General features: G+C 48.1%; 4 protein-coding genes and 1 pseudogene. 1 reads left to right on the top strand and 4 read right to left on the bottom strand.

Annotated features, from left to right (window positions below):
- Positions 1-76 precede the first annotated feature (76 nt).
- The gene (locus tag RMO84_RS03175; RefSeq protein ID WP_310486999.1) at positions 77-1,036 is read right to left on the bottom strand and encodes an alpha/beta fold hydrolase; all 960 of its coding nucleotides are present in this window, start codon (positions 1,034-1,036) and stop codon (positions 77-79) included.
- Between the two features lie 247 nt (positions 1,037-1,283).
- Here RMO84_RS03175 and pgmB point away from each other — a divergent pair, with 247 nt between their 5' ends.
- A complete protein-coding gene (pgmB, locus tag RMO84_RS03170) occupies positions 1,284-2,012 on the top strand; it encodes a beta-phosphoglucomutase (protein WP_310486998.1) in 729 nt (242 codons plus the stop codon).
- A 95-nt stretch (positions 2,013-2,107) separates the two neighbouring features.
- Here pgmB and cofG read toward each other — a convergent pair whose 3' ends face one another.
- The 3 genes and pseudogenes from cofG to RMO84_RS03155 form a co-directional block, all read right to left on the bottom strand.
- Positions 2,108-3,049, bottom strand: a complete 942-nt coding sequence (gene cofG, locus RMO84_RS03165; RefSeq protein ID WP_310486997.1) for a 7,8-didemethyl-8-hydroxy-5-deazariboflavin synthase subunit CofG — start codon at positions 3,047-3,049, stop codon at positions 2,108-2,110.
- Between the two features lie 311 nt (positions 3,050-3,360).
- A pseudogene (locus RMO84_RS03160) lies at positions 3,361-4,248 on the bottom strand (AAA family ATPase); the annotation flags it as partial.
- A 212-nt stretch (positions 4,249-4,460) separates the two neighbouring features.
- Positions 4,461-6,671 (bottom strand): response regulator, encoded by a 2,211-nt coding sequence (locus tag RMO84_RS03155; protein ID WP_310486995.1) that lies wholly within the window; start codon positions 6,669-6,671, stop codon positions 4,461-4,463.
- Between the last annotated feature and the right edge of the window lie 386 nt (positions 6,672-7,057).

The following is a 7,057-nucleotide window of genomic DNA, read 5'->3' as shown; positions in this document are numbered from 1 at the left end:
AACGCCGCTTGTGGGTACCCACAGATCTATGCTTAAACGCAAGATCGAGCGACTAAATAATTACTACAAGATTGGGTTATTGTATCCATTCTAAAATACGATTCCAACTCCACCAGGGGTCGCGATCGATATTTAACGTTTGACAAGCTTGGCTGCTGATATGTCCGACATGTCCACCGTGGGGGGTCAATAAGAGATCGAGCTGGGGTTGCTTGCTGGCAATCGCGGTTAATTCTGGCACGAGCGTCGGATCGAAGAGCGGATCGTCAGCAGCATAAATAATTAATACGGGTTTATGCAGATCTGCCAGAAAATACAACGGACTAGTCGCGGCATAATAATCGCGGACGGTGGCAAAACCCAGCCTGGGAATTACTAATTCCCGATCGAATCCCCAAATCGTCGTCGCGCGCTCGATCGCGGCGGGGTCGATCTGGGTGGGATGATAGCGATGCAACTCCGTTGCTAATTTTCGCAGCTCTTTAGAGATCGCCTTTTCTAAATATTTGCCTAACGGATGCGCCATCAGATAAGTCAAAGATCGATCGGATTCTAGGCTGGGACAGATAACCGCCCCACCCGCAATTTCGGGGACATCAAGACCCGCCTTAACGCCCCATAAAGCCAACTGCCCCCCCAAAGAATACCCAATTATCCACATTGGTGCGGGACAGCCGAGCTGGAGCGATTGGCGGGCAATCTGCACGAAATCCTCGCCCTCATGAATACCATCAGAAGTCAGTTGCGGTGACAGTTCGGCAGTCTTGCCATGAGCGCGCCAGTCAAATAACACAACAGCATAACCCTGTGCGTATGCTTTGCGGCCTAAAATCCGCAGAAACCATTGATTTTCTAAGGTGCCAGTAATTCCATAGGTAGCGACGATCGTACCTTTGGGATGGGGCGGAATTGCGACAATCCCGAAAATTGGCACATCGCCATCGCCACTAAAAATATGCTCTTGATAAATCGGCTCTGGCTCGATCGTATATTTTTCCCAATTTTGGCTCATCCGCAGCGCGGTGTAGAGCGTCATGGCTAGACCGGATTGCAGCCACCAAGGCGGGGTATATTGAGGATTCAATGGCTTAATGGCGTAAATAAACGATATTGCAGCATGGTTATCTAATTTTAAGCGGCATTGCCGGGGGTCGGCAAAGTGGCGATCGAACATCATTAGCGGTATCGCTAGAGATATCCTTAATCTGAGGGCATAATGAGTATGCATCTGACCTAGAGTTATTATGGTCGCAGAGATAATTGTCGATCGACATCACATAGCTATGGATACACTGGAGCGCGATCCACACATCGCAGCAGTCATCTTCGATCTCGATGGCGTCATCACCAATACTGTCTACTTTCACTACCTCTCATGGCAGCAACTCGCCGATGAAGAGGGCATTCCGTTTGACAAACAGACTCACGATGAGGGGATGTTGGGACTAAATCGAGAAGATGCGCTGCATTATCTATTGGGCGTTGACGGAGCCTCTCCTCTAGAGAATCGCGATCTCAGTCCGAGCCAACAGCAATTATTATTAAACCGGAAGAATGATTACTATCTCCAACTAATCGACAAACTTAATCGCGAGCATCTGCTACCAGGAATTGAGAACTTATTAGAAGAGTTACACGCTGCGAATATTAAAATTGCGCTGGGATCTTCGAGTAAGAATGCCGAGTTAGTATTACAACGCTTGGAGATTAGATCTTTATTCGATTTTATTGCCGATGGTAATAGCGTCCCAAATCTTAAGCCCGCGCCCGATGTCTTTCTGTATGCCGCTGAGTCGATCGAGATCGCTCCCGATCGTTGTTTGGTGATCGAGGATGCGCCTGCTGGCGTAGCAGCGGGTTTAGCTGCCAATATGTGGGTCTTAGGTGTCGGGCCTGCCGTGCGCTTGGCACACGCACATTTAGTTTTGCCAACACTTCAGGGTATTAGCTGGCAGGATATTTTAGAAAAAATCAATTATTGTCACCATCGATCGAGCGATTATATTAGATAAATCGATACAGTACTTTCTTTGACGATGAATCGGAGAGCAGGGAAAAACTATACTCTTCACAATCGTCGATAAAAACTACCAGCCGCTGGGGATTTCTAGCTACGATGTTTGTTGAGACGATCGGTCAAAGTTGGGGATAATAAATACTCGTAATTGGAATAAACTGGCAACCTCGGCTGTAAGTCCCAGCCCTGATTAGCTAGTAGTCTGGTTAATTCTGGTAACTGTAAATGATGGTAATCAGGATTGACTTCATCTTTAGGTACGATACCACCCAAATCTCGCGCTCCAGCAGTCAAACAAGCTAATAATAAAGCGGGAGTAAGGATTAAGTTCGGTGGGATTTGAATAGTAATATCTGCTGGCAATATCTGTCTGGCTAACCGAATTAATTCAGGTAACTTAGTAATGTCGAAACCCGCTCCAGCCAAACTTTCTTGAGAGCCAGGACTATAGGGCTGTAAAATCACTTCTTGAATATGTCCCCAGCGATCGTGAATCTGGGCGATCGCTTGTAAGCTATTGTCCCGATCGGTTTCAGATTCACCAATACCTAATAATAAACCCGTCGTAAACGGAATCTTCAACTCACCAGCCCAATTAATTTGTTCGAGTCTTATTGCTGGTAATTTACTCGGCGCATGACGATGTACGCCTTGCAATAAGGCTGGGTCGAGAGATTCCAGCATCAATCCCATCGAGACATTAACCCCTGCTAATTTTTCCATCTCAACGAAGCTCAAAGGGCCAGCATTAGTATGTGGTAAAAAGCCCATTTCTAGAGCAAGATTGCAAAGATCGAAAATCCGATCGATCCAAGCTTGACGGCGGGAGGATTGAGGATGAACTTCACCACTTAAAATCAAGATTTCACAGATATTCTGACCCTGAAGATCGGTGATAATCTGGCTGGCTCGATCGAGTGTCATCCAACTATCTGCACCAGGATCGACCCGAAAATTGCAGTAGCTACAACGATTGAAGCATTCGTAAGTTGGGACGATCGTATATGCGGGACTATAGGTAATAATTGGCATCTGGTGGTTTTTAAATACCTGGTGGCGAAAGTAGTCAAGCGATCTTATCACCGCGACATCCCAGGGTACCCACGAGGGGCACCCCTACAGGTAATTGTGTAGGGGTGCCCCTGTCTTGACGTGCTGTCTTGACTGAAACACATGCGGAGGGAACCTCCGCGTGATTTCAGTCGCTAAACCCTCGGGAAACCCGTAGACGTTGGCGAAGCCTCTCCGTAGGAGATACGAAGCGAGGCGTGTCGCAGACGGAAAGCACGTCGCTCGTGGGTACCCTCAGATCTATGCGATCGCTAAAAAGATTTAGGTGGCACACCATAACGAACGCGATTGTATTCTTCGACTAATCTACTATCAGCAACAGCTTTTTGTTCTTGGACTAAAAGATTGCCAAATTCGATTAGTCGATCGATTGTAAAATATGGCTTGGGAAAAGTTGGTTTGACACCACTGGCAGGATTGACTACTTCGATCGATAGTCGTTCCAAACCGACTTTGTGAATGAAATCCCGAATTTGCTCGTCATAAATCCGCGCGCGCATTGCTGCAAAAAAATCAACGGCTTGCTCGGGAAATCGATCGACTAACGCAACAATCTCACGTTGAGAAATATTATCGGGAGCAAAGATGCCACTGACAATGCCAATTTTATCCTCCCGCGTCGGTACCCAATAAAACTTTTCCATCCGCCCATCGCGGACTAATGGCGCGTAAAGCGTCGAGAGATCGTTACCAGTCAAAATAATCGGAATCCGAGGTAACGGTGTCGAGTCATAACTGCCTGGTAACTGCACATTCGTGGGATTGTCAGCAATATTCATCAGCGTCGCATTCACCAATTGCGTATTGACTGTATACTGCGTACCCTGGTCGAATCTGCCCGCACCGGCATCGATATCATTAATTACCAGTACTGCCATTCTGCCGCGTACCTTAATGATTTCCGCCGCTTCCCGATACCGCAGCCGAATCAGTCGCGCCGAATCACCAGCATCGGGACTTTCCAATTCCCCCGCCGAAATATGGATGGCGAGCACCTTCATTCGATCGAATACCAATTCGCACTGAAAAGTTTTACCCTCGCCTTTACGCCCATGTACGCCCAGAATTAGCGGTACTTTAACCCCAGGCAGATCGAGATAATTTTTGGTGATATGGACGGCTAGTTTGTCGAGAAAAGCTGGAGCGATGTAGTAATCCATGGAGGAGGTGGGAGGTGGGAGATGGGTGAACTTCCTGATTTCATATTGCTAAGAGGATGTTTGAAAAGTCTAATTGCTCCGTTGATGGTGGGTAAATCCCCCTAAATCCCCCTTAAAAAGGGGGACTTTCGATCCGGTTCCCCCCTTTCCATGGGGGGCTAGGGGGGATTTCTAGGGTTTGCGCTTAACAGGTCAGACTTTTCAAACAGCCTCTAAGGAGCGATCGAGCGAGTGCAGTCAGAAAGTATCTGCAATAAATCGCAGTTAGTATAAGGTTTCGCGAGAAAGTATTGGCACCCAAACCGTTTTGCTTGAGCTACGGCTTCGATCGAATTGATGCCGCTCATGGCGATGATGGGGAGATCGGGATTGAGTTGATGGAGCGCAGCTACGGTAGTGAGTCCGTTCATAACTGGCATCATCATATCGATTAACACACTGTCGATCGTGTCGCGGTGCTGGGCATAAATAGCGATCGCTTCAGCCCCATTATTAGCAGTGATAACTCGGTAATTATATGTCTCTAGAGTGGTTTTGATGAGCGCGACGATCGCTTTTTCATCATCTACGACTAAAATAACCTGTTGCTGACCGCCGGGTAGTTGGGCTTCCTCCTGGTGGGGCTGACTGGGGATATTGCTCACAGGTAAATAGACCTGAAATTGGGTACCCCGATTTACCTGAGTCCGAACATCCAAAAAGCCACCGTGACTTTTGATAATGCCGATTACCGCTGATAAACCCAAACCAGTTCCTTTACCGATCTCTTTGGTAGTAAAGAACGGATCGAAAATTCGATCGAGGAGTTGGGGCGCAATTCCAGTTCCGGTATCGGTAATAGTCACCTCGACGTAGTTTCCCGCTTGAGCATCGAGCGGGATGCGGGCGGAGGCTGGATCGATCGACAGGTTGGCAGCTTCGATGCTGAGGGTACCACCTTGGGGCATGGCATCACGCGCATTGACGCATAGATTCATCAAGACTTGATGCAGTTGAGTCAGATCGCCCGATACCAGCCACAGATCGGCGGGAACATATCTGTCGATCTCGATCGATTTGGGCAAGGTTTGTTCGACGATCTTCAGAATGTCTACGAGCAGGTGATGGGGTTGAATCGTAACGTGTTTACCTTCGATGCCTTGAGCAAAAGATAAAATTTGGCCGATCAAATCTGCCCCTCGGCGGGCACTAGATTCTAAGATGGCGAGCAGGCTTTGGGTGCGATCGTCGATATCTGGCAATCTCAGCGGTAATAATTGCGCGACTGATACAATCGGTGTCAGGACATTATTTAAGTCATGGGCGATGCCACTAGCCAGGGTGCCGAGACTTTCTAAGCGTTGCGCTCTAAAGAATTGAGCTTCGAGTTGTTTTTTTTCGGTAATATCCATGTGGATGCCGATGGTGCGGGTGGGATGAGTGTCTCGTTGCTGGAGCCGTTCCTCTGAAGAATCGAAAAACACGCTACTTTTGACCGCAATCCAGCGAATATTAGCATCTGGATCGACGATCCGAAACTCTAAGTCCAATCCCTGCGGTAGTTGTCGTGATTCTCTTTCAGATATGTTACTTGCGGTGAGGGAATTATGTGGCGAATCATCGCCTTTTGCGATGATTCGCCATCGCTCCAATTCTGCACAGATCTTCGGGCGATCTTCGGGATGAATAGTTGCGAGCCAATTGGCGTTGCTGTTGCCAAAACTACCTGGTGGCAACCCATAGAGATACTCCAATTCGCTCGACCAGGTGACGAGATCGGTAGTAATATCCCATTCAAATGTGCCGAGTTTACCAGCCTGTTGGGCTAGTTCCAAGCGGTTTTGGATATTTTCTCGCGACTCGATTTCCTGAGTGAGTGATTCGTTGGCGGCTTCGACGGCGGCGGTGCGTTCTTCGACGCGCCATTCCAAGGTTTCATTGATTTCGCGGAGGGCTTCGGCTGAGGCTTTGCGCTCGATTGCATACCGGATCGAGCGGACTAAAATATCGAGACTGATTTGCCGTTTGACGAGATAATCCTGAGCGCCATGTCGCACTGCATCGAGGGCTAATTCATCATCGTTGGTATTGGTTAACACCACGATCGGTAAACTCGGGACATGGTGGATCAGTGTGTCTAAAGATGCCAGCCCGTCACTATCAGGTAATGTCAAATCGAGCAGCGCGACATCAAATCGAGTGGAATTGAGTTCGATAATGGCTGGCCCTAACCGCTGGAAATGCACTAAGCTGAACTTGTTAGCCCAAGCATCCTGGAGAATTTCCCTAAATAACCGCGCTTCAGCGAGATTATCCTCAATTAGCAACACTTGCAGGTCTGGATAGTCAGTAGCTGTGTTGTACTTCGGCACTTGCGGCGCAGCCATCGAGACGGACTTCGCGGGGATGGCTGCTGGAAAAAGTTTGGATAAATTATCTGGCATTTAGTTATCCCCGCTTTGGGGTTTGAGCCTCCCTACCTGTAGAAATCTGGACAGATTGAAAGAGTTATCGTGTTACTGTGTGCGACTAGCACCATCACTCAAAAGGTATCTGAAAAGTGAATTTCGCGTTTATCATCATAGAAAATTCCCCCGAGCAAGCCTTCAAAAGCTACCGTATCTATACAAGTCTGTTGGACTTCGTTTTGAGATCTGAATCCCCCAACCCCCTTGAAAAGGGGGCTTTAAAGTCCCCCTTTTTAAGGGGGATTTAGGGGGATTTCTTGGGCTTTCGCTTCGCTCCAGACTTGTGTATACACCGTAGCCTTAGTAAAGGGGGGGCTTTGCTCCCTCCCCTTTATAAGGGCAGGGCTGGGGTGGGGTAAAGG

Source organism: Chamaesiphon sp. VAR_69_metabat_338, assembly GCF_031423935.1.
Lineage (GTDB): Bacteria > Cyanobacteriota > Cyanobacteriia > Cyanobacteriales > Chamaesiphonaceae > Chamaesiphon.
This window is presented reverse-complemented; position numbering and strand designations above follow the sequence as displayed.